The organism is Streptomyces sp. S465, from assembly GCF_026898115.1.
In the GTDB taxonomy this organism is placed as follows: domain Bacteria; phylum Actinomycetota; class Actinomycetes; order Streptomycetales; family Streptomycetaceae; genus Streptomyces; species Streptomyces luomodiensis.
Genome location: NZ_CP114036.1, coordinates 6,177,102 through 6,203,424, shown reverse-complemented (window position 1 = coordinate 6,203,424; position 26,323 = coordinate 6,177,102). Strand labels below are relative to the sequence as shown.

Sequence of the window (26,323 nt, the reverse complement as noted above, 5' to 3'; positions counted from 1 at the left end):
CCATCCTGCCGCAGGGCGGCGATCAGCGAAGCACCGAGCCCGGAAACCGGCGAGGTGTCTAGGCTGGGTGGTGATGTCGGGCATCCGCCACCGGCCCAGGGCCGGTGGCCCAACGAGCCGAGGAAACCCGTGAGTGACACCCCATTCGGATTCGGCCTCCCGCCGGAGGAGCCGGAGGACGGCGACGACGGCAAGAAGAAGGGCGGCCAGGGCGGCGAGCAGGGCCCCCCGAATCCCTTCGGGTTCGGCGGCGGCACCGGTGGCGCGGGCGGCGGTGCGGAGAATCCGTTCGCCGCGATGTTCGGTTCGCTGAACCCGGGCGACCTGGGCGCCGCCTTCCAGCAGCTGGGGCAGATGCTCTCCTACGAGGGCGGCCCGGTGAACTGGGACATGGCCAAGGACATCGCCCGGCAGACCGTCGCACGCGGCACCGCCGACGGCAGCAAGGACGAGAGCGTCGGCCCCACCGACCGGGACGCGGTCCAGGAGGCCGTGCGCCTGGCGGACCTGTGGCTGGACGGCGTCACCTCGCTGCCCTCCGGCTCCGCGAGCGCGGTGGCCTGGAGCCGCGCCGAATGGGTCGAGGCGACCCTGCCGGTGTGGAAGGACCTGGTGGACCCGGTCGCCGAGCGGGTCGGTGCCGCCATGGGCGATGTGCTCCCCGAGGAGATGCAGGCCATGGCCGGCCCGCTGCTCGGGATGATGCGCTCCATGGGCGGCGCCATGTTCGGCACCCAGATCGGGCAGGCCCTGGGCGTGCTGGCCGGCGAGGTGGTCGGCTCGACCGACATCGGGCTGCCGCTGGGCCCGGCGGGCAAGGCGGCGCTGCTGCCGGTCAACATCGCGGTGCTCGGCTCCGGTCTCGGCGTGCCCAAGGAGGAGGTCCGGCTGTACCTGGCGCTGCGCGAGGCGGCCCATCAGCGGCTGTTCGCCCATGTGCCGTGGCTGCGCTCGCACCTCTTCGGCGCGGTCGAGGGGTACGCCCGCGGCATCAAGGTCGACACCGCCAAGCTCGAGGACGCGGTCGGCCAGCTGGATCCGACCCACCCCGAGCAGCTCCAGGAGGCGCTGCAACAGGGCATGTTCCAGCCCGAGGACACTCCCGAGCAGAAGTCCGCGCTGGCCCGTCTGGAGACCGCTCTGGCCCTCGTGGAGGGCTGGGTGGACGCGGTGGTGCACGCCGCCGCCAAGCCGCATCTGCCGTCCGCCGACGCCCTGCGCGAGACGCTGCGGCGGCGCCGGGCGAGCGGCGGCCCCGCCGAGCAGACCTTCGCCACGCTGATCGGCCTGGAGCTGCGGCCGCGCCGGCTGCGGGACGCCTCCCGGCTGTGGGCCTCCCTGACCGACGCGCGCGGCCTGGAGGGGCGCGACGGGCTGTGGGCGCACCCGGACATGCTGCCGACGGCGCAGGACCTCGACGACCCGGACGGCTTCGTCCACCGTGAGCAGCTGGACTTCTCCGAGCTGGACAAGATGCTCGGCGAGGCGGCGGGCGGCGGGGCCCACAAGGACGGCCCCGACCGTCCCGGCCTCCGCAAGGAGCGCGAGGACCGTGAGAGCCGCGAGAACCGTGAGGACCGTAAGGACGACGACCGGGGCGACGGCGAGAAGTGAGTCTGCACCAGGACGCGGCGCGGGTGCTCACCGAGTGGCCCGCGCCCGACGCCGCCCAGGAGCGGCTGCGGCGGCAGTACGGCGACCATCTGGCCGCCTACCCGGACGGCATGTGGAAGGCGTGCACGGCCGGCCACATCACGGCGAGCGCGCTGGTGATCGACCCGGACCGGGACCGCGTGCTGCTCACCCTGCACCGGAAGCTGCGGATGTGGCTCCAGATGGGCGGCCACTGCGAGCCGGACGACACCACGCTCGCGGGCGCGGCGCTGCGCGAGGCCACCGAGGAGTCCGGGATCGAGGGGCTGACGCTGCTCCCCGGCGGCCCGGTGCGGCTCGACCGGCACCACACCCCCTGCGCCTGGCACCTGGACGTCCAGTACGCGGCGGTGGCGCCCCGGGGCGCGGTGGCGGCGATCAGCGACGAGTCGCTGGACCTGCGCTGGTTCGGCTACGCGGAGGTGGCCGGCGTGGCCGATGAGTCGGTGCGGCACCTGGTGACGCGCACACGTGCGCTGATCTGAGGAGCGAGCCGGGGCGAACCGGAGCGAGCCTGGAGCGCGAGGCGGCCGCGGACCCGAGAGGGTCCGCGGCCGTCGCGTCGGTGGTCCCGGTCAGTTGCTGAAGATGTTGCCCTGGTTCTGCCCGCGGGCGCCCTGCTGGCCCATGCCGAACTGCGCGGCCATACCGCCCCCGATCACCGCGTTCTGCGGCGGCAGCAGCTCGCTGGGCTGCACCAGGGCATAGCCCTGGCCGAGGAAGCTGAGCTCCCAGCCCTCGCCCGTGTTGCCGCGCCGCCGCCAGACGCCCGAGGAGTGCGTCTGCGCCTGCATCTGGACCCGCAGCGAGCTGGACCAGGCGACGATGGCGTCCGCGTCGACGCTGACGTACTTGTCAGGGGTGATCTGGAGCAGCAGCGGCTCCCCCGAGGTCATCAGCGCGACCTTGCCCTGGCCGGAGATGTTGAGGTTGTACTTACCGGATCCGGAGATCCCGTACTGGCTGTCCACCGCGATCGTCTCCCAGTGCAGCGTGGAGTCGAGCGCGAGCACATAGGAGCTGTCGACGGTCAGCCCCTCGTGGTCCACGTCCATCACATGGATGTGCTGGGCGAGGTTGGCCAGGTAGACCGTGCCCTGCCCGGAGCAGCGCATCAGGTCCAGGCCCTCACCGGAGCGGCTCCGCGCGCTGCGCTGCCCCGGCGTCTGGTACTCACCGTCGAACTCCATGAGCCCCTGGTAGGCGACCATGCTGCCCTTACGGGCGAGCACATCCTCATGGCCGCTCAGGGCGACCCGCAGCAGGTGCGGGTTCTGGAGCGCGTAGCGGTCCTGTGTCTGGGCCTCGGTGAAGGCGAAAAGCGGGCTCTGCATCTGGTGTCCCTCCCCCTCAGCCCCGGGCCCGGAGCCGGTCGGTGCTGTCCTCACTGGGCTGTACGACGACGAAGCCCTGCCCGGAGAAGCCGAGCTGATACGCCTCGCCGCTGCCCCGGCCGATCAGGGACGACGCCTTGAAGCTGCGCTTGCCCTTCACCTTGAGCCCGGAGGACCAGGCCACGAGCGCGTCCGGGTCCACATAGGTCTCGTCCTCGCCACGGCCGCAGTCGACGACGATGGGATTGCCGCGGGAGGTCAGGGCGACCCAGCCGGTGCCGGAGACGCCCACGTTGAACAGGCCCTGCCCGGCGAACTTGGCGATGCCCTTGACCCGTTCGACGCCCCACTGGAGGTGCGCGTCGAAGGCCAGGAGGTTGGTGCCGTTGACCGACAGTGCGTCGCCGTTGAGGTTGATGCAGACGACGTTGGCCCCGTAGTCGGCGAGGTAGAGCAGCCCGTCGCCGCTGCACCGCATCAGCGGGGCGCCCTCACCGGTGAGCCACTGGGAGGCCATCTGACGTACCGCGGGCGGGTTGGGCTCGTACTGGACGAAGCCCTCGTAGGCCACCATCGAGCCGGTGCGGGCGAAGAGGTCCTGGCCGCTCTGCATGGCGACCTTGAGCATGCTGGCGCCGTGGTTCTCCATACGGGCGGCGACCGGGGCGGGGGCGAAGCCCGAGATCATTTGCTGGTCCATGACGGGCTCCCTCAGACCTCGTAGGGCTGGACGACGATGAAGTTGCCGGGCGCACCACGGAACTGGAGGTTCACGGTCTCCCCGCTGTGTCCGGGGTAGGCGCTGCGGCGCAGCCGCACCTGGCTGGAGATGATCACCTGTGCTCCGGCGGACCACGCCACGATGGCGTTGCTGTCGACGAAGGTGGTCGGGGTGACCGGGAGGACGACCGGCGTGCCCTCGGTCTTCACCACGACGGTGCCGGTGCCCTGGAACTGGAGGGTGAACAGCGCGCCGCCGGGGATGCCGTGGCCCTCGATCCGGCGCACCTCGTGGTGCAGCGACTCGTCGAAGGCGAGCACGTTCTCGGCGGCCACACAGATGGCGTCGCCCTGGAGCTCGATCGGGTGGAGTTCGGCGGCGTTCTCGGCGAGGAAGACCTGGCCCTGGCCGGTGCAACGCATCAGCTGCATCTCCTGGCCGGTCGCGTTGCCGACGATCCGGCCGCGGAAGCCGGCGCCCTTGTAGCTGAAGTCGACCTTGCCCTGGTAGAGCACCATCGTGCCCTGGCGGGCGAGCACGGGCTGTCCGCCGACGCCGAGGTCGACCCTCATCATCCGGGGGTTCTGCGGCGTCCAGCGCTGACCGGTGGGCGCCTCGCGGTACTGGGCGAGCGCGGCCTGGACCCCGGGCGCGCCACCGCCCTGGGGCACGCCCATGGCCTGTGGCTGGCCCTGGCCGCCGTAAGGGGCGGGCTGACCGGGGTACGGCTGGGCGGGCTGGCCGGGCTGGCCCGGATACGGCTGGGCGGGTGGCTGGCCGTACGGCGCGGGGGCGGGCGGGGTCTGGCCCGGCGGCTGGCCGAACTGGGGCTGCTGGCCCGGGAACTGGCCCGGTGGAGCGGGCGGCGGGACCTGACCCGGGGGCGGGACCTGGCCGGGCGGCGCCATGGGCGCGGCGATGGTCGGGGCGCCGTGCATCTGCGGGGTGCCGGGGACGGGCGGCTGGACGCCCTGCGGGGGCGTGCCCTGGGGCGGGGTGCCGTGCGGCGTGCCCTGCGGAGGCGTGCCCGGGGAGGGCATCCCCTGGGGCGTCGGCCCCTGGGGCGGTGATGCCTGAGGCGGCGGCCCCTGGGGCGGCGCTGCCTGGGGAGCGCCGAAGGCGGGGGCGGGCTGCGGTGCGGGCGGGGCCGGAGCGGCCGGGGGTGCGGTCGCGGCCGGGGGTGCGAAGCCGGGGGCGGGAGCCGCCTGGCCGGGCGGTGCGAAGCCGGGCGCGGCGCCCTGGGCGGGCGCGGGGGCGGGCTCCTCCTCGGCCACCTCACCGCCGAAGTTCTTCAGCAGCGCCTCCAGTCCGCCGTCGAAGCCCTGACCGACGGCGGCGAACCGCCACACGTCCTTGAGGTAGAAGTCGCCCAGCATCACCGCGCGTTCGGTGCTGAACTCCGAGCCGGTGAAGGAGTACCGGGCCACCTCCTCGCCGCCCGCGACGATCCGGAGGTAGCCGGGACCGATCTGCGACATCTGCCCGGCGCCGTCGATGGTCGCGGTGAAGGAGAGCTTCTGGATGGTGGACGGGATGCTGTCGAGCGTGACGCGGAACGAGTCCGTGTCACCGGCCTGCGCCCCGAGTTGCTGTATCGCTTCTTCAGGGGATTTCGGCTGGTTGTAGAAGATGAAGTAGCGGTCGTCCGACAGCCGCTCGTTGGCATCGAGACCGAAGCAGCTGATGTCGAAGCTCAGGCCGGGTCCGGCGATCTGCACCCCGACGTACAGATCCCTCCCGGCCGTCAGATCACTGATCCTGGCCTTGTGGCCCCGCTGGAATTCCCTGGCCATACGTGAGGACCGTCCCCCATCCCGATACGGTGAGTGCGTTTGTCGCGCCAGGCTAGCCGCTGCCGCCGACTATGAGCGACGTTGGAGAGCCGGGCGTGGTTCCCTCACGGCTGGTCGTCCCCGGCCCCGGAAAGGTACGGCAACCGCCCGGCGGCGACCACCCCTTCGAGGTAGCCCCGCGCCCGCTCGGTCCGCGGATACGCCTCCAGGAGCTGCCAGAAACGCCGTCCGTGCCCCGGCACCAGCAGATGGGCCAGTTCGTGGAGGAGCACGTAGTCCACGACGTACTCCGGCATGCCCTGGAGCCGGTGCGAGAGCCGGATGCTGCCCTCGGCGGGGGTGCACGACCCCCATCGGGTGTTCTGGTTGGTGACCCAGCGGACGGAGGCGGGCCGGGCCCGCCCGTCCAGGTACTGGCCGGAGAGCCACTCGGCGCGGGCGGCCAGTTCCGCGTCGCCCAGCATCCGCTTGCTCTCCTGCGCCGCCAGCTTCTCCAGCATGACGCTCACCCAGCGCCGCTCCTCCGCCTCCGACATCCGGGCGGGGATGAGGACGACGGTGCGGTCGCCCTCGCGATAGGCGGAGACCGTCCTGCGCCGCCGGGTGCTCCGGCGGACCTCGACCGCGCTCGCGCTCGCGCCCGCGCCTCGGCTCGGCGGGCTCGGGACGGTGCGCGGTGCGCTCGCGGCGCCGCGCGAGGGGTTCTCGGCCGCGGTGCGAGGGGACGGATCGGCGGACACGCCCCGACGTTACCCGCTGGCAGCCGGGGAAGTCCCGCCCCGCACGTCGGTTGCGAACCGAACCACTCCACGGTGTGCACGGCTTGTACGACTGGGCGGGAATGGGCTGACCGGGGTTGTACAGCCGGACTAGTACGACTTATTCCACGGCCTGTGGACAACGTTCCGCGGAGCAACCGCACCAACCCGCATGCTGAGGGCGGTTCAACGGAAGCGAACCGGCACAGCTCATGACGACATCACATGAACAGGCAAGATTCGACTCGAACATACATACATCATCGACGGGGGGAACGGGGATGCATCCCATGCTCAAGCCCGCGCTGCGGCGGGGCTGGCGCAGTCGGGACACGGTGCAGTTCGGGGTGGCCCGCGCGCATGCGGTGGTGATGGGGCCGGTGGACACGGCCACGGGCAGCTTCCTGGAGCTGCTGGACGGCACGCGCGGTCTGCCGCTGCTGCGGCAGGAGGCCCGAGCCATCGGACTGCCGGAGGGGCGGGCCGACGCACTGGTGGACCGGCTGGCGGCGGCCGGTCTGCTGGACGAGCCGAGGGACGGCGGTGAGCCCGCCGCGGCCCTGGACCGGCTGCGGCCGGACGCGGGCTCGCTGTCGGTGCTGCATCCCGAGCCCGGGGCGGCCGCGCGGCTGCTCGCCGCCCGGCGGGCCACGCGAGTGCAGGTCCGGGGCGCCGGGCGGGTCGGGGCGGCGGTCGCGGCCGTGCTGTCGGCCGAGGGGATCGGCCGGGTCGATGTGGTGGACGGGGGCCGTGTCGAGCCCTGGGATGTGGCTCCCGGCGGGCTGTCGGCGGATCAGATCGGGGAGCGGCGGGATCTGGCCGCGCGCCGCGTGGTGCGACAGGCCGCGCCCGGTCCGCTCCCGCGCAGCCCGGCGCGGGAGCGGACCTCCGCGGGGGAGCCGGGGCTGGCCCTTGTGGTGATCGCCCCGCGTGACGGCCTCGCGGCGTACGCACCGGCGCCGGAGCCGGCCGAGCCGCTGCTCGCCTCCGGGACCCCCCATCTCTACGCGGGGGTCATCGAGGCCACCGGGGTGGTGGGACCGCTGGTGGTGCCGGGTATCTCGCCCTGTGCGGGCTGCGCCGCGGCGGGCCGTGCCGAGCGGGAGCCCGCCTGGCCACGGATGCTCGCGCAGTGGCGGTCCGGCCGCCGGCGGACCGCCCCGGCCTGTGACGCGGCGCTGGCGATGGTGGTGGCGGGGTTCGCGGCAGTGCAGGCGCTGGCCTTCCTGGACGGTCGGCCCTCCGGGGGCGCGGGGGTCCGGTGGGAGTTGGCGCTCCCCTCTCTCGTCTGGGAGGCGCGTCCGGTCGAAGCACATCCCGGATGCGGCTGCGGGGCGGCCGGGGAGGAGGATGCCGTATATGCCTCGGCCGCAGAGGCATCGCACGCGACAATGTCCGGGTGACCGACGCCTGCACATGGGGCGACGGGGGGCCGGGGGCCACATCCCCGGAATGGCACGGCTGTAGTTGGAGGGGCGCATGACCGATCTGCCGCGCAAGGCGATCACCCGTACCGCCAAACTGGCGACGCTGCCCTTGGGATTCGCGGGGCGCGCCACGTGGGGGCTCGGGAAGCGGATAGGGGGGCGGCCGGCGGAGATCGTCGCACGCGAGGTCCAGCAGCGTACCGCCGAGCAGATGTTCAAGGTCCTCGGCGAGCTCAAGGGCGGGGCCATGAAGCTCGGCCAGGCCATGTCGGTCTTCGAGTCGGCGCTGCCCGAGGAGATAGCCAAGCACTACCGGGCGGCCCTGACCAAGCTCCAGGAAGCGGCCCCTCCCATGCCCACGCGCACGGTCCACGCGGCGCTGGCGGAGCGGCTGGGGCCGGACTGGGCGGAGCTGTTCCAGGAATTCGAGGACAAGCCGGCGGCGGCCGCCTCGATCGGGCAGGTCCACCGGGCGGTCTGGCACGACGGGCGCACGGTGGCGGTCAAGGTGCAGTACCCGGGGGCGGGCGAGGCGCTGCTGTCCGACCTCAACCAACTGAGCCGGTTCGCCCGGGTGCTGGGTCCGCTGGTGCCGGGGCTGGACATCAAGCCGCTGATCGCGGAGTTGCGCGAGCGCGTCGCCGAGGAGCTGGACTACGAGCTGGAGGCCGCGTCCCAGCGGGCCCATGCGGAGGAGTACGCGCAGGACGCGGAGATCGTGGTGCCCGAGGTGGTGCACCAGAGCGATCAGATACTGATCACCGAATGGATGGAGGGGATACCGCTCTCCGAGGTGATAGCCGACGGCACACAGGAGGAGCGGGATCGCGCCGGACAGCTGCTGGCCCGCTTTCTGTTCTCGGGGGCGTCCCGCACCGGGCTGCTGCACGCCGATCCGCATCCGGGGAACTTCCGGCTGCTGACCGGTGACGACCCGGACGGGCCGCCGGAGCGGTGGAAGCTGGGGGTTCTGGACTTCGGCTCGGTGAACCGGCTCCCCGAAGGGCTCCCGGAGCCCATCGGCGTCGCGCTGCGCCTGGCGCTCGACGGCGACGCCGCGGGGGTCTACGAGCTGATGCGCGAGGAGGGGTTCGTCAAGCCGACGATCGAGATCGACCCCGACGATCTGCTGGACTTCCTGCTGCCGATGCTCGAACCGGCCCAGACCGATGTGTTCGTCTTCGACCGGCAGTGGCTGCGCAGCCAGGCGGCGCGGATGGCCGATCGTCGCTCCCCCGTCTACGAGCTGGGCAATCAACTGAACCTGCCGCCCGCCTATCTGCTGATTCACCGGGTGACCCTGAGCACGATCGGGGTGCTGTGCCAGCTGGGCGCCGCGGTGCGGATGCGGAATGAGCTGGAGGCATGGGTACCCGGCTTCGCGGTGGGCCCGGCGTCCGAGGACCGCGCCACGGACCACGCCGAGGACCGCGCCGCGGACAACGCCGAGGACCGCGTCGGGGAAGGCGCCGAGAAGGCCGACGCCGGGCAGGGCACCGAGACGGCCTGAGCTCGCGCCCGGCCGCGCCCGCCCGGCCGGGCCTCTGCCCCGCGCCTCCGCCACCGGGCGGGCGTTCGCCCGGAGCGCGGCCGCTCCGGGACAGCCGAAGGGCCGGTCCGATCGGACCGGCCCCCGGGGTCGCGCGACAGGTCGGTGTATGACCTGGTCGGCGCGTCTGCGTATCAGCCCTGTGTGTGGTCGGTGCCGCACATGGTCACTGCATGACGGCCATGGCCAGGGCGCGGCGGGCGCGGCGCGAGGCGCGCTCCGCGCGGCGCTGCATCCGGCGGGCGGCGGCGAGCCGAACGGCCCTTCGTTCGGACTCGGCTTCATGCAGCCGGTCGTGCATATGCGCACGCGCCAGGGCTTCTTGGATGAGTTGCATCTCTCGGTTCCTGTTCTGGCGCGACTCGGGCGCGCCGGAGGTATCAGGTGCGGGGGTTTCGGAGACCGGTGGGGTCATCGTCGGGACCTGCTTCATGGGGTCGTGCGTCGCTGGGCGATCGATGGTGCCGATGGTGCTCATGCCGCGACCGGGTTCTTACGCGGGCGGCCACGCGGCCGCTTGCGGGCCACCACCACGCCCTGGACGAAGAGCTCGCCACCCCAGACGCCCCAGGGCTCACGGCGGTCCTTGGCCCCGGCGAGGCATGCCTCACGCAGCGGGCAGGTCTGACACAGCGACTTCGCGTACTCGACGTCGGCCGGGGACTCGGCGAAGAAGACCTCCGGGTCGTACGAACGGCACGGAACGGCTACACCCAGGTTGTCGATGGCCTCATCGAGTTCGGTGAGGGCGGTGAGCGGGGTCAAGGAGTCCTCCGAAGGGTCAGGCGGGCGGTTCAGGTCGGTCGATGCGGACGGGGCGGGTGCGTTGAGTTGCACGGTGTGTGTTCCTCGTCTCTTCGGTCCGGCTGTTGGCCGGGCTGTGGCAAATCAAAAGGGCCGCGGATCCCGGTGTGGGTTCCGCGGCCCTGGAAGGTGCCGACCTGATCCTGTATCAGGCTGGATAACTCCAGGGTTCGAGCCTGCGGAAGGCCCACGTCTTGTGGTGCTGCTGCTGCGCCCGGGATTCGGCACCATTGGCCGCAAAGGCATAGGCGATTGCCCGTGCCGCTGCCGCTACCGCAGGTGCCTGGATCGGTCGCTCGCTGAGACGCGCCTCATTGGCGCCGGACATACCGGTGCCAGGAAGTGCGGCGCCGAGCAGGCAGGTGGCGACGACCGATCGATCGGCCATTTTGATGGTGTTGATGAAGCTGATCATTGGTCTTCGCCTCCTCTCGGCGTCTCGGGGACCGATCGAAACCAGTCCGGGGTGTTCAGTACAACACGGAATCCTCGGCTCCCGGAAGGGGCGTTGTCTCCGTGCTCGGAAGGCTATGGGTATGGCCTCCACGCGCGCAAACTATTTTTCCGTCGAGTTTTGCCAAGGCTCACCCGAATGGCTTCCTCCGGCACCGCCGCTCCCCTCGCCATCGCATGCCGAGGGCAGTTCCCGGCCCGCGCACAGCGCGAGAACGTCGGCTCCGAACCGGTCGAGCTTCCGTCTTCCGACACCAGAGATGCCGACGAGCTCCGATGCGGTTCCCGGAGCGGCCTCGGCGATCGCCAGCAGCGTCTTGTCGGTGAACACGCAGTAGGCCGGCTGCCCCAGCAGCCCCGCCTGCTCCGCCCGCCAGTCGCGCAGCCGCTCATAGAGCGCCTCGTCCAGCTCGGACGGGCAGTCCTCGCAGCGCATCAGCTTCATCTCGCCCGCGTCGGTCAGCACCCGGCCGCACACCCGGCAGTGGACCGGACCGCGCCGCCTGCGCACCGCGCCGCCCCCGCCCGGGGCCGCCGTCCCGCGCTCGATCCCGCCGCCCCCGCCCGGGGTACGGGCGCCCAGGGCCTGGGAGCCGGGCCGCAGCCCGTTGAGAAAGCGGGTGGGGCGACGGGAGGCCCGGCCGCCCGGAGTCCGCGAGAGCGCCCAGGACAGCGTCAGATGCCGACGGGCGCGGGTGACCCCCACATAGAGCAGCCGACGTTCCTCCTCGATCTGCGGCTCCGTCTTGGCGTAGGTGATCGGCATCATGCCCTCGGTGAGACCGACCAGGAAGACGGCGTCCCATTCGAGGCCCTTGGCCGCGTGGAGTGAGGCGAGGGTCACGCCTTCGACGGTGGGGGCGTGCTGCGCCGCCGCCCGCTCGTCGAGCTCCGCCACCAGATCGGACAGCGTGGCCCCGGGCCGGCTCCGCGCGAAGTCCTCGGCGAGCCGCACCAGGGCGGCCAGGGACTCCCAGCGATCGCGCACCGCGCCGGACCCCGCCGGGGGCTCGGGCGTCCAGCCCCGGGTGCCCAGCACGGCCCGCACCTGGGACGGGATGTCCGCGTCCTCCAGGGCCGGGTCGGCGCTTCCGCCGCGGGCCGCGCCGCGCAGCAGCAGCCCCGCCTCGCGCACCTCGGGCCGCTCGAAGAACCGCTCGGCGCCGCGCAGCTGATAGGGCACCTGGGCGTCGGCCAGGGCCTGCTCGTACAGCTCCGACTGGGCGTTGACCCGGTAGAGGACCGCGATCTGGCTCGGCGGGACGCCGCCGCCCCCCTGCTCCACCGGGGTGATCAGCTCACGGATCCGGCGGGCGGTGCCCTCGGCCTCGGCCGGCTCGTCCGCGTAGGCGGTGTAGACCGGGTCGGGGCCCGGCTCCCGCTGGGAGACCAGCTCCAGCCGGTGCTCGGCGGCGCGGCCGCGGGCCTGGGAGAGCAGTCCGTTGGCCAGGTGCACCACCTGCGGGGTGGAGCGGTAGTCCCGGATCAGCTTGACCACCGTGGCCCGGGGATGGCGGATGCGGAAGTTCAGCAGATGGTCGGGGGTGGCGCCGGTGAAGGAGTAGATGGTCTGGCTGGCGTCGCCGACCACGCACAGGCTGTCCCGCTCACCGAGCCACAGATCCAGCAGCCGCTGCTGGAGCGGGCTGACGTCCTGGTACTCGTCGACCACGAAGTGCTGGTACTGGCGGCGCACCTGATCGGCGATGTCCGGCCGCTCCTGGAGCACACCGACCGTGAGCAGCAGCACATCCTCGAAGTCGATCACGCCGCGGTCGCGCTTCAGCTGCTCATAGGTGGCGTAGATCCGGCCGATCTCGGCGGCGTCGCGGGGGGCCTCCCGGCCGGATTTGGCGGCCGCGGCCGGATAGTCCTCGGGCACGGTCTGGGTGACCTTCGACCATTCGATCTCGCCGGTCACGTCCCGCAGCTCATTGCGGTCCAGCCGGACCCGGCACCGCGCGGCGGCCTCGGCCACGAGCTGCACCTTGCGCTCGACCAGCCGCGGCACCTCACCGCCGACCGCCTTGGGCCAGAAGTACTGCAGCTGGCGCAGGGCCGCGGAGTGGAAGGTGCGCGCCTGCACCCCGCCGGCGCCGAGCTGCCGCAGCCGGCCGCGCATCTCCCCCGCCGCGCGGTTGGTGAAGGTGACGGCCAGCACACTGGCGGGCTGGAGTATGCCCGCGCGCACCCCATAGGCGATCCGGTGGGTGATGGCGCGGGTCTTGCCGGTGCCGGCCCCGGCCAGCACGCACACCGCGCCGTGCAGGGACGTCGCCACCTCGCGCTGCTCGGGGTCGAGCCCCTCGAGCACCGCGTCGGCGTCACGCGGCGTGGCCGCGTAGGTGCCCGGTGTGGAGCCCTGCGGGAACAGAGTGGAGGACGTTGCTGCAGTCACCCCGCCATGCTGCCAGGTCCCTGGGGGACGCCCGTGCCGGTTGTCCACAGCCATGGCCTTCCGGTCGTATGAACGCCGCAGAACGCAGGAGAACGCCGGGAATGACCGGCGAAAGGTGAGCGTTCACCTTCTGCCCACCCACCACGACCCCGAGGAGAGCGAAGACCGATGGCCGGCACTGTGACGATGTACAGCACCACCTGGTGCGGCTACTGCCGCCGTCTGAAGGGGCAGATGGACCGCGAGGGGATCGCCTACACCGAGATCAACATCGAGCAGGACCCGGAGTCCGCGGCCTTCGTCGAGAAGGCGAACGGCGGCAACCAGACGGTGCCGACGGTTCAGGTAGTTCCCGCCAATGGTGGCGCCGAAGTCGTGATGACGAACCCGAGCCTCGCTCAGGTGAAGCAGGCGCTCAGCGCCTGACGACCCGCTCCCCACCGCACGCAAAGAGACCCCCGTCATCGAGTTCGACGGGGGTCGTCTGCTGTCTTGCTCAGCCCTTCAGAAGGGGATGGGCCAGCGCAAGGGCACATCTGCCTCAATCCGGGAGGGTCGAGTACCGCTCAATGCTTGCGCGCCCTGTGGACCGGTCGAGTAGGCGCAGCTCCCACGGGCCCGTGTTCACGTCAAAGTCCTTGCCGAACCCGACCCACTTGCCCGCCATACGTCGGCCCGTCGGCTCGATCAGCAGCTGAATCGCACCGTGGTACCGGGCGCCCTGGTAGTACCCGTCAGCCGCCGTCTGCTCGGTCCACGTACCGGTGACGACGTTCCGGTCAACGGTGAGGTCCAGAGACAACGGGCTGTCCGGGTTGGTCCACGCTCCGGGCAGGCTCTGGGCTGTCAGCCGGTTGCCGTGCTGAACGATCACGACGTGATGCTTGCAGTCGAACATCTCGTCGCGGCTGGACGAGTAGAACTCGTACCGGGACAGCCAGATGCCCGCGTACTCGCTCTGCGGCTCCGTCTCCGGGCTTCAGCGTCGGCCGTGCCGACTTCCTCAGCCTCCATGTCGTGGCCTCCTGCCCCGTCTGAGTGGACGCGTGCCATCGGGATCGCGAACCCCAGCGACTCGGGGGAACGGCCGGTGAACCGCTTCAGTGCCCGCGCATACAGCGGGCGGCATGTCCTGGTCTCCCCGGACTCCCAGCGTTGCACGAGTCGCCTGGAGGCGTCGTTCGGCTCCCCCAACTCCTCGCCTGCGCCGCGTCAGCCCCGGGCGAACTCGTCTTGGCTGAGGTTCATCGACTTGCGCACAGAAGTCAGCACGTCGTTGGGGATTCGCTCCGCTCGACCGGAGTCGTCATGATCCGAGGGTAGCCACGTCACGCCTACAATGACACCGGTTTGACGCCCTCGGGGTGACATCGACATGACGCCCGAGGAACGCCTTGAACGTCGCCGCAATGGTCATGATCGATCCGGAACATGGGGTGCCGTTAACGAGCGGCGAACCAGGTGCCAAGTGACCCGCCAGTAGTTTCCTGGGCGGGTTTTCACGTTTCTGTGTGGCTTGTCTGGTTGATCGGGGCCAGCCGCTGTAAGCGGGGCCGTTCAGGTGGTGCGGTCGTATCCGGGGCGCGGGGCTGCTCGTTGACCGCCTGGCCAGCCCGGGGCCCGGCCGGAGACGGCCCCGCCCTTCCCGCAGGCCGAGATCAAGCGCATCTGGCGTGCCTGGGACCATGCGGTGGACACCGGGCTGATGGAGAGCGGCGCTGAGACAAGTACCCCTTCACCCCGGACGGAAAAGTGCTCGGTCGCGGCCGGCAAGAGCGGCCAGGTGCTTGCCAACGGCGAACGACTCACCCCGTCGGTGGCCGAGCGGCTGCGGACGGAGATGCCGCTGCTGGCCGGGATGGTCACCTTCTACGAGAACATCCAGCTCGCCGGTCGGGGCCTGGACGGGGCGCCCGAGGACGGTGTGATGACCCTGGTGCTGCCCTCCGGTCCCGATCCGATGCCGCCACTGGACGAGAAGGCCCTGGCCGACGCCCAGGCCGCTACTGCGGTGCTGGTGCGCCAGGGCAAGGTCTCCGAACCGGCGGGCGCGATGGTCATCCCTGCCCAGCGTAGCGGCGTACTGTTCGCCGTCGGAGGCCGGGACGGCGAGCTGTACGTCAACGGGCGTGCGCTCACCCAGCAGTGGGCCGGCGCCCTCCGATCCGAGCTGCCGGATCTGGCCTCGGACATCACCCGGCTCCAGGCCATGCGCGCAGAGTGGCTGGACGCGCCGCCCGCAGACCGCACGCTGGCCCTGGCCGCTGGCTGCACCGACCCGAACTGCCTGACCCCGCACTGACCAACGCACACGCCACGCTGGCCCCCTGCCGGTCGGCGAGGAGGCCAGCGTGGCGTGGGGCACTGACATCGCATCAGGCTGCGGTGGGCTCGGGATCCGGGTCCTGGGGGACGGGGGTGGCGAGTTGGAGGCGGCTGCCCATGTTCAGCCGCACCTCGCCATACGGCTGGATATGCATCCAGAACAGCGGGGTCAGGGCCCGTTTGTCCTCGTCGGTCAGCGCGTCAGCCCATTCGGGGTCGGCGAACATATCCTGGATCATCAGGGTGTTCACGTAGACCAGGGCCGATTGCAGGAGATGGAGCGCGAGAAGGGACAGTTCTTGCTGGTCACGGCGGTTGCTGGACAGTTCGCCGCTCTTGCCGAAGAAGATGATGTCGTTGGCGCCGTTCCATCCCTCGACGACGTTGAGGCCCTCCTGGATCTCGCGCTGGAGGTCGCGGTCGCGCAGGTAGCGGGCGAGAAGATGGTCTTCTGGGCTTTGCCGACCTCCAGCATGGCCTGGTAAACGGGGTGGGCGGTGCGGGTGAAGCGCCGCAGGATCGCCTCGGTGGTGGCGGTGCCGACCCGGATGGCGGTGGCGTACTTGATGAGCTGGTCGTAGTTGCTCTCGATGACGTCCCAGCGGATCGGGCGGGTCATCGCGTCGGCGAGGTTGTCGTAGGTGTCCTCGTCCTCGCGGCCCGGCCGGTAGAGCTTGGCCTTGTTGATCTGCTTGATGCGGGGCAGCAGGTCGTAGCCCAGGAGCCTCGTCAGTCCGAACCCGATTTCCGACTGGCCGTGTGAATCGACGTAGTTGCCCTCGGCCTGCATCGTCGTGGCGTGGCGCATCATGCCCTCGATCGCGGCGGCGACCTCGGAGGCGGTGCAGTTGAGAAGCTGGCTGTGAATGGCCATCGACCCTTTCTCGATGTGCCAGTACTCGAGCACGCCCCGGCCTCCGTAGCGGGAGTGCCACTCGGTGAAGATGTTGCGGTCCCAGGCTTTGAAGTGCGTGGAGTCCGAGGCGACGGTGGTGGTGCCCTGCCCCCACACTGTTTCCTGGCGGGCGGCGAAGGTAGCGTTGGCGATCTCCACACCGGCGGCCTTGAGGCCGACCGCGGTCAGGTAGCGGCGGGCGGTGTAGCGCAGTTCCTCCTCGCTGTGCCCGTGCTCGCTGGCCGCAACCGAGCTGATCCCGGAGTTGGTGCCGTACGCGTACGCGATCAGGAGCAGGCGTTCCAGGAGCTTGGCCTCGTCGATGGCCTTGCGGGTGCCGACCGGGGCGAGGGCCTTGAGCATCCCGGTGCGCAGGGCGGCCTCTTTCAGGATGTCGATGAGGGCGACGGTGCCCCACTTCTTGCGGATCGCCTTCTTGAGCTTTCGCAGGTTCTTCGGCTCTTTCTGCGGCTCGGGCTCGGTGAACGTGATCGCGCCGTTGCGGTGCTTGCCGCTGATGGTCACCCAGGGCAGCTTCGGCAGCTTGGTGTCCAGGGCGCCAAGCGCGTCGCGCATCTCGCTCTGGAGCTGGGCGGTGAACACCTTCGCGTCCCGCGGTTTGTTCAGCTTCTCATAATACTCCGCGCGCCGGGTCTCGAAGTCGTCGGGCAGGTCCTCGTCGGGGTTGCGCCACTTGTCGGCGCCGACCACCCAGATCTCCTTGCAGCGCAGCCGGTCGCGCAGGGCCTGGAAGACGCACGCCTCGTACACGGTGCGCATGACGCGTGCCGGCCCCTTGTCGGGGGTGTGGAGGGCAAACTCCGTCCAGTCCTTGCGGACCACGCCGTTAAGGGGGACGGTCTCGCCGAGCGGCAGGTAGGTGGTGGAGGAGTCCTTGTGCCGCTCGATCAGGGCCAGGGCCTCGATGACGGGCTTGTGCCGGTCGTTGGAGGAGCGGAAGTCCAGCACCCCGAGGAGCTTCATCAGCCCGGCCCGGTAGTGGTTGCTGTAGGAGGACTTGAATACCTCCCGCTTGGAGCGGGCGAAGGCGGCGTTGGTCGCCTTCATCTCGGCGACCAGGTCTTTCAGCGTCTTCTCGCCGCCGACGGCCGGGTAGATCACTTCGCGCACCGACCCTTCGGGGGCGCCGAGGGAGGCGGCGGCGATCCTCCCGAGCAGTCCGGCCTTGCCGCGGACCTTGGTGAACTCGGCGACGAACGCTTCGGTCACCTTCTTCTCCGCTCGCGCGTTGATGCGGTGCACGGTGGAGTTCAGCAGCTCCACCAGGATGTCGGTGATCTCCCGCTGCCGCTGGAACAGCAGCGCGGCCAAGAGGACGTGCCGCACCTCGGGGGCGAAGCGCCGCAGGTGGCTCGGGGAGGACGCCGACGCTCTCGCCCGCCAGGCGTTGATCACCTGCGCGCCGATGCCGGTGAACGCGTTCTCCGGGACGCCGACGGCGCGGACCTGCCCCAGCTTGGATATCTCGTCCAGCAGCGAGTTGAGGCTGACGTTGCCCGGGTGGGCCTTGATGTCCGAGAGCACGGACTCCACCTCGTCTTCGTCCTCCGGGGGTGTCGCCGTCCGCCGCGGTCGCCTCGGCCTGCCCAGTGCCGGTCAGGTCGGTGAAGACCAGTGCGTCCAGGCGGCGGGTGCAGTCCTCGGCCCGCGCGAGCCGGTCGGCGACCTCGGCGACGGCGCGCTCGTCGGCCTGATGGAGCGCGGAGCGGATGATCGTGTTGACCTGGGCTGCGGTCGGCGGCTCGATCAGGTCCGCGCGCATCTGCCGCAGCAACTCGGCCCGCACCTGTTCCTCGCGGCGTTCGTCGTGCCAGATCACGTCCACCAGGTGCGAGACGAGCTTGACCAGGTCGGTCTTGGCGCACTCGTGCCAGCCGGTCAGATCCCGCAGCTCGCTGCGGTGCCGCTTGGCTGCGCGGGAGGTGAAGTCGTAGAACCCCAGCTCGGAGACGGCGACGCCGACCTGCTTGGCGACGTGCTCGACCGCGTCGGACGGCAGCTCCAGGCGCATTCGGGGAAACCGGCCGCGCCAGGTCAAATACTTGAGCTGAATGGCGAAGCCCAGCCTGGTAGCGCCGGTCTTGTTCCGTAACCAGCCCGCCTCGTCGCTGGACAGGGTGAAGTGGTCGACCACCCCGTCCAGACCCAGATCCCGCCCCACTGTGCAGTTCCTTCCGCATGCCCCCGTGATCACTTGTCGGGCTGGACGGTAGGGCCGGCGGTGTACAGCGGGCGCGGGTATCGGCGAAGTGCCCCGGCGCGCCGGGCGGGCCTGGTAAGAAACACGGCCGGATGGCCAGGCGCCCGGGCGGGGACTCCCCACCCGGGCGCCTGGAGCGCATGGGCAGCGGGATGCCGAGGTCGCGCCGGATGCGATCGCCACCCCCGCAGGGTATGCCAGTCAGGCTCTGCGTCCCGGTGCGCCGGAGGTTGGCCTCGACGGCGTCGGTCCGGATGACACCGGGCATGACCGCGGTGACGCGTACGCCGCGCGGGCCGCAGGCGAGCGCGAGGCTCTTGCTGTAGGAGTTGAGGGCGGCCTTGGCGGCAACGTAGGGGACGCCGTTGGGCTTGGGGGTAGCGGGCGGCGTTCGAGGACACATGTACGACGGCGCCGTGCCCCTGCGCCGTCATGTGCGGGACAGGACGAGGATGCGATCGAGGCGGACGACGGACAGAAGGTTGGCTTCGAGGTTCGCCTGCCAGTCGTCGTCGGTCGCGGCGAGGGCACTGTCGGGTACCTGGGCGTTGCCCGGCGCAGGTTTTCATAGTGCCCAGGCACTTACAGGGTCATCGCCCAAGCGCGGTCGCAGGTTGGGAACCGGCGGGGCCCGGGGGGCGCTGCCGCGGGGGACCTGAATGGGTTTTTGAGGGGGTGGCACGCACCCCCTGAACTTTTCGCCGTCGCGCTTACGGTTGTGGCCATGGGCAACGAATTGGGACCGCGAGGATGGCTTACGGCGGCGGGAAACTCGTCGCTGGGCGAGTTCCTGCGTGCTCGGCGGGATCGCCTGACCCCAGCCCAGGCCGGGCTTCCGCCGGGTCCGGTGCGTCGGGTGCCGGGGCTTCGCCGCGAAGAGGTCGCGCTGCTGGCGGGGGTGAGTACCGATTATTACGTGCACCTCGAACGTGGCCGGGAGATGCATCCCTCGCCCGAAGTGGTCGGGGCGCTCGCCCGGGCCCTGCGTCTGGATGCTGCCGCCACCGATCACCTGCACCGGCTCGCGGCCGCCTCGCGCGTCCGGCCCGAGGAGATCACCGAGGAAGTCGCTCCGCAGCTGGCCAGTCTGCTGGATCAGATGCAGGCGGTGCCTGCGTTGGTCGTCACGGCCGATCAGGCAGTACTGGCCGCTAACACCTTGGCGCGGGCGTTGTTCGCCGACTTCGAGGCGGTCGACCACATGGCGCGCATGGTCTTCCTGGACCCGGTGGCCGACGGCTTCTTCGTCGACTGGCTCGCCGCGGCGGCCGGGGTGGTGCGAAACCTGCGGGCCGCGAGCACGGTCGTCCCGTCGCGGGTTGAGCACGTCGTGGGAGTGCTGTCGGTGCGCAGCGAGGAGTTCGCCCGGCTGTGGGCCGAGCACGAGGTGGAGCCGTGCACACGCGTAGTCCGGCGGTTCCGTCACGGGGCGGTCGGTGAGCTCGAACTGGATCAGGAGTCGTTCGCGGTCTCCAGCGATCCCGGTCAGTACCTGTGGACCTACAGCACCGCGCCTGACGCGCACCGCGGTGACGGCCTCCCTCTGCTGTCCACCTTGGCTTCAGACCTGGGGAGCGTTGGGCTCTCCTGAGGTGTACGCGTCAATCTGCTTCTGTCAGACGCAGACCGTCCTGGGGTGCCAGCGCCCCGGCTGCCGACACGGGCCGCGATGGGAGAAATAGGGACCTTCGCACCGTCACCGCAGCGTCACGTTCGGTGAGGTTTCCGGTTGGCCGAAGGCGCTGTCGGTGTGCGGGAAGCATCGCTGCAATGGTGCCGCGGTATCGCACCGTGCCAAGCCGGCGGGCTTTCCGTAGTCGTCCGTCATCCGGATCTCATCCCGAGTCTGTGTGTATGGCTTCGGCCATGACAAATCGTATGGAGATGTAATGAGGAATAGATTGCTGGGCACCACCGGAATTCAGGTGTCCGAACTTGCGCTGGGTACGGGTCGGCTTGGAACCAGGTCGGGAGCGTGGGACCGGGCGGCTGCACGTGACACCGCCGCGGCGTTCGTAAACGCCGGCGGCACTCTGTTCGACACGTCGAGCCGCTACCTCGGCGGCGAGGGTGAGACTCTCGTCGGCGAAGTCATGGTTGGCCGACGTGAAGAGTTCGTCGTGGTGTCGAAGTATGGCAGGACGCCGTTGGGGAAGCCCGCCATCGCGGCCGCCGGGCAGCACCGTAAGGCTCTGCGGGCTGAGGTCGAGGGCAGCCTGCGGCGGCTGGGAACCGACTACATCGACGTGCTGCTCGCCCACACCGACGACGGTGTGACCCCGGTCGAGGACCTCATGCACGCCTTTGACTCGCTCGTGCGCAGCGGCAAAGTCCTGCACGTCGGGTTCTCCAGTTTCCCCGCCTGGCGCGCCGCCGGCGCCGCCGCGGTCGCCGAGCACCGCGGCTGGGCGCGCCCCGCTGTCCTGGAGATGCACTACAACCTGCTGGAGCGCGCACCGGAGCGGGAGCACCTGCCCTTGGCGCGGGCACGCGGCATGGCGATGCTGGCCGCTTCACCGCTGTCCGGCGGCCTGCTCTCCGGTGACCTGCCGATCAGCTACGAGATCACCGAGGAGATGAACGCCCAGCACCGCGTCATGCTCGTCGGTGGGCCGCAGTCACCCGAGGGCATGGTGATCCACGACCGGCAGGCGCAGGCTGTCGTGGAGACCGTCGCCGCGATCGCCGCGGAGATCGGGACATCTACCGTCACCGTCGCCGTGGCCTGGGTGCGAGCCACCGGTGCGATCCCGGTCCTCGGCGCACGCGACACCGGCGAGCTGGCGGCGAACCTCGCCGGCGCCGAGCTGGACCTGTCCGACGAGCACCTCGCCCGTCTCGGCGAGGTCAGCTTGCGGCCGAAGGGATTCCCCTACGACATGCTCGTGCACGACGCCGTCGAGCTCGGCCTCGACGTGACCGACCCGCAGGTCGGCGCCACCCTCTGACTCCACGACCAGGAAGACCGATACGCCATGACCATAAGCGACCCGTACACCGACCACACCGACCAGGTCTTGGAGAATCTCCGCCGCGCGCAGTGGCACGCGGAGTCGGAGTGGAGCAACGATCCGGCGACGGTCATGGAGACCGTCGCCCCCACCGAGAGCCTGCGGTTCTCCGACGGCCACATGTGGGTGGCCAACCAGGTCGACGACGACGGCCGCCCTTACCTCAACGTGGTCTCCGACCGCGAGGGAATTGCCGGCCACTATGACTGGCTGTTCAGCGCCTCACAGCACCAGCAGTACTTTCTGCACGCCAAATTCGCCACTACCTGGTGGTCGCTGTGGGACTCCACCTACCACGGCCGCAACCTCGCCACCGGCGAAGACATCGACGCCGACGTGCTGTCCCTGCTGGTCACCGACGGCAGCGACGGAATCTCCTCGGAGCTGGCGTGGATGCAGCAGCGCACCGCGGCCCCGTTGACCGACCGCGAGCGCCACCGGCTCCTCGACGCCCACACCAAGGCGCTGCGCTCCGGGGATGTCGAGGACATCATGGGCTTCTACAGCGAGCAGGAGTACTTCTCCAGCGCCCTGCGCCCCTACACCGCGGTGGCATCGCCCGCGCTGAGGCTGGATAGGCTCGGCGAACTGCGCGGCTACTACGAGGCGTTCTATGACGAGTTCGCCGTCATCGATCTGCAGCACACCAACTGGTACTCCCGTGACTGGTTCCTGTTCACCGAGAGCCGCTGGCGGTTGCGGCGCGCGGGGGGACACGAGACCGGGATGGTGACGGTCGACATGTACCCGCTCGGCACCGACGGGAAGATCATCGCTCGACTCGGTACCGGCACGGCGATGGCCTGAGCGATGACCCGGACCATCGACACCGACGTCCTCGTGGTCGGAGCGGGCATCGGCGGGCTGTCCGCAGCGGCGCACCTGGTCACGGCCGGGAAGCGGGTTCTCGTCGTCGAACGGCACGACCGGGTGGGAGGGCGCGCCTCGACCATCGAGGTCGACGGATTCTCGCTCAACACCGGCGCGGCCATGATCGAATCCCGCGGCCTGGCGGTGCGCACCGCCGAACTCGTGGGCGGCAGCGTCGAGCTCCGCCGCCCACGTCGCCTGCTGACCCTGCGGATCGGTCGGCTGCGCCTCGACGGGAGCAGAGGGATGCGCGGCTGGGCCCGCAGGCCCCTCCAACGCCTCGCGCGCCGCGCCCTGCGGCGCCTGCCCCGGCTCGCCGAGCGCCTGGGCACCACGGTGGACGACATTCGCGTCGATCAATGGCTGCACCGCATCACCCGCAACCTCACCGTGCACTCCGTCGTGGACACGATGTGCGCGAGCCTGCTCGCCGCCAACGCCCACGAGGCCCCGGCCCGTGCACTGCTGAGCCTGCTCGCCTCGACCACCAGCTCGCAGGACTCGGCGTTCTGTCCGGAGGGCACCGTCGGCCTTCCTCGTGCGATCGCCGAAGGCATACGCCGTCACGGCGGTGAGGTCCGGTGCGAGACGACGGCGCTGCGCATCCACGTGGCGAACGGCATTGCCACGGGGGCGACGATCCGGTCCGGGGACGAGGAGATCGAGGTCCGCTGCGACCACGTGGTCTCCGACACCGGTCCGCAGATGACGGTCGAGCTCCTCGGCGAGGACGTGGCGCTCCCGCAGGAGTACGTGCGCCGTGTCGGGCGTATGCGGCCGGCCCCCTTCCTCGTGGTCGACTTCGCCTCACGCCGCGAACTGCTGCCCGGCGCCGACGGGATCACGATGTTCGCGCGGACCCGCCAGCTGCGCTCCATCATCAGCATGAGCGCGGTCTGTCCCGAGCGGGCGCCATCGGGATGGCACCTGTACTCGGCGTGGGGGGTACCCAAACCGGCTCTGCGGGACTTCGACAACGACAGCGAGATCGCGCTGCTGACCGAAGACCTTCACACTCACGTCGACGGGTTCAGTGACGCCCGCATCGTCGCCACCCGGGTCCTGCGCGACCAGGAACCCGCCCAGCGCGCAGCCGCAGGCACAGAAATCCCCTACACCACCCCGATCGCGCATCTGTGGAACGTCGGTGACGCGGTCAAGCAGAAAGCAGGCGGCATCGAGGCCAGCGCCGACGTCGGCCGCACGGTCGCCCACGAGATCCTTGGCGAGATCGCTGAGGAGAGGAGGAGCCCATAAACCAGGGAACACTTGCCGTCATCGGCGAGGGTCGCGGTCTGGGCCGCTCGATCGCGGGAAGGATTCGATTTCGCCCTCGTAGGCCGCAACGCCGACACGCTCGCCGAACTGACCGACGAGCTGTGCCGCGAAGGCACACGCGCCGAAGCCTTCGAAGCCGATGTCACCGACCGCCCCCGTCTCACTGCGACGATCGCTGCTGCGAAAGCCTCACTCGGCCCGATCGAGGTCCTGGAGTACCCCCCGACGCCCGGCGACCTGTCCACCGTCGCTCCGGTGCACGCGATCGACCTGACGTCGATGCGCTGCGCGGCGAAACTGACGCAGTTCTCCCGTCACTCACTGGCAGCGCCGCGCCGGCCACCGTCTTGGTGACTGGCCCGTGCTCCCGTACCGGTCACGCCGTCACCGTGAGAGGTCCGATAGCAACATCGCCGCCACCACTACGGTGAGCAGCCCGACGTACGCCCAGGCGTAGATCTGGTCGGGGATGCGCGGTGGGCGCCGACGCAGCACCACGATGACCGGCAGGGCGCCGACAAGCACGGCCGCGGCGGCACTGGGGTCGACGAGGCCCACCAGGCGGACGTGTGCATCGGCGGAGGTCGGGAGCCCGGTGCCGCTGAGCGAGACCGCGGTGGCCGGGAGCGCCATGGCCAAGGTGAGGGGGTTGGCCAGCGCGCTCGCCACGTGCATCGTGTGCCCGGCGCGCCGCATCGCGGGGACGGTCATGACGCTGCCCCCTACGCCGAGGAAAGCCGCGACCGCGCCGACGGGTGCGCCGAGAACAGCCGGCAGCGGACGCGGTCCGCCCGCCGGCCCCCCGATGTGTGTGCGGGGGCGCAGGAAGCCGGGCCGCAGCAGCAGGTCGACGATGGTGATGGCCACGTACGCGACGAACAGCCAGAGGACCAGCGCCGGTGGGGCGAGGCGGGTGGCGAGCGCACCAACCGAGGCGCCGGCCGCCAGCGGGAGAAGCAGCCCGGTGCTGCCGCGGAGGGCGCCGAGCACCTGCCGGGGTGTGACGGCGGTCGCGAACGCCGCGTTCACCACCATCACCAGGGCCGAGGTGGCCGTGGCCACCCGCATCGCGTCCGCGCCGAGCGCGGCGTCCGCCCACACCACTACCGGGACCGCGGCGAACCCGCCGCCGAACCCGAACAACACCGTCGTCACCCCGGTGAGGAGTCCGATCCCGATCAACATCACAACGTCCACGGGACCATCCCACCAGGGTGGCCTGCCTTCTCGCATGCGAAGGTCGGCACTGTTCCTTCGCGTCTCAGCCAGTACGGTGGTGAGGTGAGGAACGGCGCAACCGGGGTCATGGTCGTCGACACCGTTGCGGGCACCTGGACCGTCCCGCCCGAGCGTGCCGTCCTGATTCCGGCCGCCACCCAGCACCGGGTCCGGATGCTGGGGGTGAGCACCCGGAGCCTTTACATCGAGCCGGACACCATTCCCTGGTGGCCCGCCACCTGCACGGTCGTGGACGTCTTCAACGAGAAGATCAGCACCCGCATCCGGGTCCGCCCCCGGTTCGAGGAGGCCCTCAAGACGGCTCGGGAGATCAAGGCCCACGCCCCGCACTGCCGGGTGCTCTTCACGGTGTTCGAGATGAAGCGACTGGGATGGGATGCGGCCGAGCTGACCGCGCTCGCAGACCACCTGACCGCGCACGGCTTGGTCCTGGAGATGCTCCACGGCCCCCTGACCGGCATGTACGACCCCAGCGGCCCCGGCAAGCTGCTGTTCGCGTTCTTCGCGGCGATGGCGGAGACCGAGCGGGGGAACATCCGGGAATCGACGCTCGAAGGGCTCGACACCGCGGCCCGCAACGGCAAGTACGGCGGGGCCGGCCGCCGGTCATCACCGACGACATGCTCCACACCGTGCTCCGCCGCCGCGCGCTCGGCGAGTCCGTCGAGCAGATCCAGCCCGACCTGATCATCCCCACCGGCAAGCGCAAGGGACAGAACCCGTCCGTGGCCAGCGTCTACCGGGCCCTGACCGAGAACGCCAAACGCGAGGCGTATCCCGAAGTCATCGAGCAGGCGCACGCCGACTTCACCGCCCTCCAGGCTGGCGAACTCCCCGGCCCGCCGTGCCGAGCCCGAGACCGTGCGGTGAGAGCACCCCTTCGATCCGAAGGCTACTGGCGGGTTACTTGGCACCTGGTTCGCCGCTCGTTAACGGCACCCCTCGTTCAGCCAGTCGGCGACGGCCGAGAAGCTCGGCTTCTCGATGAAGCGCCGGATCATCTCGATCAGCGTCGGGCCGTACTCGGGGTCGAGTTCCAGGGTGAAGCCTGCGTCGCCCTTCACCGCTCTGCGTCCGAAGGGGACAAGGCCACCCGGCCAGCGGCCGGTCTTCCGCATGGTTTCCCGGGAAGCCTTGTTGCGGGCCTTGATGGCGTCCAGTTCGGCCTCTGCGACCACAGCCAGGATCTTGGCGATGGTCTTGCCCCACGGCTTCGAGAGGTCGAATCCCTCCTCGCAAGAGATGAGCCCCTTACCGTTCGCCTCGCACCACTCGATGATGTCCGAGAGGTGGCGGACCGACCGCGCGATGCGGTCGATCTTCAGGATGATGATGTGGTCGAACTGATCCTTCTTGTTGTTGAGCCAGTCCCCCAGGGACGGGCGCACCCACGGCGAGATGGACGCCGACACGTCGATGTCGACGGCGAAGTCGACCAACTCCATCTCTTCGGCGTCCGCCCGCTTGCTGATGCGTGTGCGCTGCGTTTCCTCGCCGGTCTGGTTCTCGTTGCCTACAGACAGACGGACCACGCCAAGCGCCCTGGGCTTGGCGCTCACCCTTGCCCCTCCCCAAGACATGGGCGGCCCTCCCT

22 protein-coding genes and 4 pseudogenes are annotated in these 26,323 nt (G+C 70.5%); 12 read left to right on the top strand and 14 right to left on the bottom strand.

Annotation, left to right across the window (positions count from 1 at the left end; genetic code table 11):
* Window positions 1-129: 129 nt before the first annotated feature.
* Together N6H00_RS26285 and N6H00_RS26280 are read left to right on the top strand one after the other, a co-directional pair.
* Window positions 130-1,614: a zinc-dependent metalloprotease gene (locus N6H00_RS26285; RefSeq protein ID WP_268974300.1), complete on the top strand. Its 1,485-nt coding sequence runs from the start codon at window positions 130-132 to the stop codon at window positions 1,612-1,614.
* Window positions 1,611-2,138, top strand: a complete 528-nt coding sequence (locus N6H00_RS26280; RefSeq protein ID WP_268974299.1) for an NUDIX hydrolase — start codon at window positions 1,611-1,613, stop codon at window positions 2,136-2,138. The genes N6H00_RS26285 and N6H00_RS26280 overlap by 4 nt, the downstream gene beginning before the upstream one ends.
* A gap of 90 nt (window positions 2,139-2,228) precedes the next feature.
* Here N6H00_RS26280 and N6H00_RS26275 read toward each other — a convergent pair whose 3' ends face one another.
* The 4 genes from N6H00_RS26275 to N6H00_RS26260 all read right to left on the bottom strand — a co-directional run bounded on the left by N6H00_RS26275 (window position 2,229) and on the right by N6H00_RS26260 (window position 6,241).
* Entirely contained in the window at window positions 2,229-2,987 is a 759-nt protein-coding gene (locus N6H00_RS26275; RefSeq protein ID WP_268974298.1) for an AIM24 family protein, read from the bottom strand.
* A gap of 16 nt (window positions 2,988-3,003) precedes the next feature.
* Complete coding sequence (locus N6H00_RS26270; RefSeq protein WP_268974297.1) at window positions 3,004-3,687, bottom strand: AIM24 family protein; 684 nt, start codon at window positions 3,685-3,687, stop codon at window positions 3,004-3,006.
* An 11-nt stretch (window positions 3,688-3,698) separates the two neighbouring features.
* The gene (locus N6H00_RS26265) at window positions 3,699-5,501 is read right to left on the bottom strand and encodes a TerD family protein (protein ID WP_268974296.1); all 1,803 of its coding nucleotides are present in this window, start codon (window positions 5,499-5,501) and stop codon (window positions 3,699-3,701) included.
* Window positions 5,502-5,605: 104 nt separating this feature from the next.
* Window positions 5,606-6,241, bottom strand: coding sequence for a M48 metallopeptidase family protein (locus tag N6H00_RS26260; protein WP_268974295.1), 636 nt, complete (start codon window positions 6,239-6,241; stop codon window positions 5,606-5,608).
* Between the two features lie 299 nt (window positions 6,242-6,540).
* On the opposite strand from N6H00_RS26260, the gene N6H00_RS26255 reads away from it, so the two are divergent.
* The gene (locus N6H00_RS26255) at window positions 6,541-7,662 is read left to right on the top strand and encodes a ThiF family adenylyltransferase (RefSeq protein ID WP_268974294.1); all 1,122 of its coding nucleotides are present in this window, start codon (window positions 6,541-6,543) and stop codon (window positions 7,660-7,662) included.
* 76 nt (window positions 7,663-7,738) lie between these two features.
* Complete coding sequence (locus N6H00_RS26250; protein ID WP_268974293.1) at window positions 7,739-9,196, top strand: ABC1 kinase family protein; 1,458 nt, start codon at window positions 7,739-7,741, stop codon at window positions 9,194-9,196.
* A gap of 205 nt (window positions 9,197-9,401) precedes the next feature.
* On the opposite strand, the gene N6H00_RS26245 is transcribed toward N6H00_RS26250, so the two are convergent.
* The 4 genes from N6H00_RS26245 to N6H00_RS26230 form a co-directional block, all read right to left on the bottom strand.
* On the bottom strand, window positions 9,402-9,713 hold the full coding sequence (locus tag N6H00_RS26245; RefSeq protein ID WP_268974292.1) for a hypothetical protein: 312 nt from the start codon (window positions 9,711-9,713) through the stop codon (window positions 9,402-9,404).
* A complete protein-coding gene (locus tag N6H00_RS26240; RefSeq protein ID WP_329618557.1) occupies window positions 9,710-10,072 on the bottom strand; it encodes a WhiB family transcriptional regulator in 363 nt (120 codons plus the stop codon). The genes N6H00_RS26245 and N6H00_RS26240 overlap by 4 nt, the downstream gene beginning before the upstream one ends.
* 115 nt (window positions 10,073-10,187) lie before the next feature.
* Entirely contained in the window at window positions 10,188-10,454 is a 267-nt protein-coding gene (locus tag N6H00_RS26235) for a hypothetical protein (protein WP_268974291.1), read from the bottom strand.
* Window positions 10,455-10,595: 141 nt separating this feature from the next.
* Window positions 10,596-12,890: an ATP-dependent DNA helicase UvrD2 gene (locus N6H00_RS26230; protein ID WP_268974290.1), complete on the bottom strand. Its 2,295-nt coding sequence runs from the start codon at window positions 12,888-12,890 to the stop codon at window positions 10,596-10,598.
* Window positions 12,891-13,058: 168 nt separating this feature from the next.
* Here N6H00_RS26230 and N6H00_RS26225 point away from each other — a divergent pair, with 168 nt between their 5' ends.
* A complete protein-coding gene (locus tag N6H00_RS26225; protein ID WP_268974289.1) occupies window positions 13,059-13,316 on the top strand; it encodes a mycoredoxin in 258 nt (85 codons plus the stop codon).
* A 115-nt stretch (window positions 13,317-13,431) separates the two neighbouring features.
* Here N6H00_RS26225 and N6H00_RS26220 read toward each other — a convergent pair.
* Window positions 13,432-14,084 (bottom strand): annotated as a pseudogene (locus tag N6H00_RS26220) (XRE family transcriptional regulator).
* Window positions 14,085-14,673: 589 nt separating this feature from the next.
* On the opposite strand from N6H00_RS26220, the gene N6H00_RS26215 reads away from it, so the two are divergent.
* Window positions 14,674-15,192, top strand: a complete 519-nt coding sequence (locus N6H00_RS26215) for a hypothetical protein (protein ID WP_268974288.1) — start codon at window positions 14,674-14,676, stop codon at window positions 15,190-15,192.
* A 73-nt stretch (window positions 15,193-15,265) separates the two neighbouring features.
* Here the strand turns inward: N6H00_RS26215 and N6H00_RS26210 are convergent.
* The 3 pseudogenes from N6H00_RS26210 to N6H00_RS40595 form a co-directional block, all read right to left on the bottom strand.
* Window positions 15,266-17,655, bottom strand: a pseudogene (locus N6H00_RS26210) (Tn3 family transposase).
* 238 nt (window positions 17,656-17,893) lie between these two features.
* A pseudogene (locus N6H00_RS40600) lies at window positions 17,894-18,265 on the bottom strand (DUF4158 domain-containing protein); the annotation flags it as partial.
* 310 nt (window positions 18,266-18,575) lie between these two features.
* A pseudogene (locus N6H00_RS40595) lies at window positions 18,576-18,734 on the bottom strand (SDR family oxidoreductase); the annotation flags it as partial.
* 321 nt (window positions 18,735-19,055) lie between these two features.
* Between N6H00_RS40595 and N6H00_RS26200 the strand changes: the two are divergent.
* The 5 genes from N6H00_RS26200 (at window position 19,056) to N6H00_RS26180 (ending at window position 23,844) form a co-directional block, all read left to right on the top strand.
* The gene (locus tag N6H00_RS26200) at window positions 19,056-19,922 is read left to right on the top strand and encodes a helix-turn-helix domain-containing protein (RefSeq protein WP_268974286.1); all 867 of its coding nucleotides are present in this window, start codon (window positions 19,056-19,058) and stop codon (window positions 19,920-19,922) included.
* Between the two features lie 310 nt (window positions 19,923-20,232).
* Window positions 20,233-21,279 carry an aldo/keto reductase gene (locus tag N6H00_RS26195; protein WP_268974285.1) on the top strand — a complete coding sequence of 349 codons (1,047 nt, stop codon included), beginning with the start codon at window positions 20,233-20,235 and terminating at the stop codon, window positions 21,277-21,279.
* 27 nt (window positions 21,280-21,306) lie between these two features.
* Entirely contained in the window at window positions 21,307-22,149 is an 843-nt protein-coding gene (locus N6H00_RS26190) for a hypothetical protein (RefSeq protein WP_268974284.1), read from the top strand.
* A 3-nt stretch (window positions 22,150-22,152) separates the two neighbouring features.
* The gene (locus N6H00_RS26185) at window positions 22,153-23,469 is read left to right on the top strand and encodes a phytoene desaturase family protein (RefSeq protein ID WP_268974283.1); all 1,317 of its coding nucleotides are present in this window, start codon (window positions 22,153-22,155) and stop codon (window positions 23,467-23,469) included.
* 12 nt (window positions 23,470-23,481) lie between these two features.
* Window positions 23,482-23,844: an SDR family NAD(P)-dependent oxidoreductase gene (locus N6H00_RS26180; protein WP_268974282.1), complete on the top strand. Its 363-nt coding sequence runs from the start codon at window positions 23,482-23,484 to the stop codon at window positions 23,842-23,844.
* 30 nt (window positions 23,845-23,874) lie between these two features.
* Here N6H00_RS26180 and N6H00_RS26175 read toward each other — a convergent pair whose 3' ends face one another.
* Window positions 23,875-24,687, bottom strand: a complete 813-nt coding sequence (locus tag N6H00_RS26175; RefSeq protein WP_268974281.1) for a sulfite exporter TauE/SafE family protein — start codon at window positions 24,685-24,687, stop codon at window positions 23,875-23,877.
* 108 nt (window positions 24,688-24,795) lie between these two features.
* Here N6H00_RS26175 and N6H00_RS26170 point away from each other — a divergent pair, with 108 nt between their 5' ends.
* Window positions 24,796-25,416 (top strand): recombinase family protein, encoded by a 621-nt coding sequence (locus tag N6H00_RS26170; RefSeq protein WP_268977112.1) that lies wholly within the window; start codon window positions 24,796-24,798, stop codon window positions 25,414-25,416.
* A gap of 242 nt (window positions 25,417-25,658) precedes the next feature.
* Here the strand turns inward: N6H00_RS26170 and N6H00_RS26165 are convergent, their stop codons facing one another.
* Complete coding sequence (locus N6H00_RS26165; protein WP_268974280.1) at window positions 25,659-26,288, bottom strand: recombinase family protein; 630 nt, start codon at window positions 26,286-26,288, stop codon at window positions 25,659-25,661.
* Between the last annotated feature and the right edge of the window lie 35 nt (window positions 26,289-26,323).